Raw genomic sequence first — 1,429 nt, forward strand, 5'->3', positions numbered from 1 at the left:
CGGCCATCGGGTCGTACGGCACCTCGCGGCGCGCCCGGCGCCTGGCCCCGCGCACCTCGGCCCGTACGGCGCAGCGCAGCCAGCGGGCGGGGTGGGGCGGCGGTCCGGCATCCCGGGTGCGTTCCAGCAGCCGTAGCCAGACGGCCTGTTCGAGTTCGGCGGGCTCGACGCCGACGCCGTATGCCTCGGCCGCCGCTTCGGCGGCCAGCAGCGGGCCCAGTCGTTTCACAAGGTCCATGCCGGGCGGGACGAGCCCGGGTCGTGGGGTGGTTGCCGGGTGACCGCGCTCTCACCCGACCGGGTAAGCGGCGGGGCCGCGCCTTGACGCTCGCGCGGCCCCGCCGTCACCCACCCGTAGGTGCGGAACTACTTGCGGAAGTCCGCCGCCGCGAGGAGGGCGGTGTCCGCGTTGTCGGAGAAGATGCCGTCAATTCCGGTCGCGAAGTATGCCTTGAACGCACCGAAAGCGTCACCGTAGGCGTTGGGGTCGGTGCCGCGGCGGAAGTCGGCCGGGAGGAAGGTGTTCTCGTTGCGCATGGTGTACGGGTGCAGGATCAGCCCCGCCGCATGCGCGTCCTTCACCACGCTGGTCGGCGTGCCCAGCTTGCCGTCCGGCGTCCGGGGGATGATGACCGACAGATCGGGGCCGATGCCCTGGGCGTAGCTCGCGATCCACTTGAGCCCCTCGGGCTTGACCAGGTCCGCGACCGTACGCGGGTCGTTCGCCTCGACGAAGTCCCAGGGCCGGCTGTCCATCGTGGACAGCAGTACGACGGACGGGGTGCCGACCAGCTTGCGCAGCCGCTGGATGCTGCTCGGCTCGAAGGACTGGAGGAACAGCGCCGCGTCCTTCTTGTGGCGGCCGTACCGGCGCAGCAGCTTGGCCAGCGGCTCCTCCAGGCCGAGGCCCAGCTTGCGGAAGTAGGTGGGGTGCTTGGTCTCCACGTACAGCCACACCCGGCGGCCGCGCTTGCGGCCCTCGCGCTCGGCCCACTGGAGCACCTCTTCGAAGGTGGGCACCTCCCAGCGGCCGTCGTAGAGGGTGTTGCGCTGGCGGTTGCCCGGGATGCGCTCCTTGGCGCGCAGCGTCTTCAGCTCAGCGAGGGTGAAGTCCTCGGTGAACCAGCCGGTGAGCTTGGTGCCGTCGACCGTCTTGGTGGTCTTGCGGTCGGCGAACTCCGGGTGCGCGGAGACATCCGTGGTGGCCGTGATGTCGTTCTCGTGGCGGCAGACCAGATGGCCGTCCTTGGTGGGGACCAGGTCCTGCTCGACGATGTCCGCGCCCATGTCCAGCGCGAGCTGGTAGGAGCCGAGGGTGTGCTCGGGCCGGTAGCCGCTGGCGCCGCGGTGGCCGATCACGGTGGGAACCGGCAGCTCATGGCCCCGTCCGGACGTCCCCGCGGCGACCGCCGCGCCCGGCGCCGACCGC

The 1,429-nt window shown here is 71.6% G+C and carries 1 protein-coding gene and 1 pseudogene; both read right to left on the reverse strand.

Going from position 1 to position 1,429, the window contains the following annotated elements:
• Positions 1 to 238 (reverse strand): annotated as a pseudogene (locus tag KN815_RS49060) (sigma-70 family RNA polymerase sigma factor); the annotation flags it as partial.
• A gap of 128 nt (positions 239 to 366) precedes the next feature.
• On the reverse strand, positions 367 to 1,429 hold a 1,063-nt coding region (locus KN815_RS49065; protein WP_216348198.1), incomplete at its 5' end, for a glycerophosphodiester phosphodiesterase.

Origin of the sequence: Streptomyces niphimycinicus (assembly GCF_018883605.1) — a bacterium.
In the GTDB taxonomy this organism is placed as follows: Bacteria; Actinomycetota; Actinomycetes; order Streptomycetales; family Streptomycetaceae; genus Streptomyces; species Streptomyces niphimycinicus.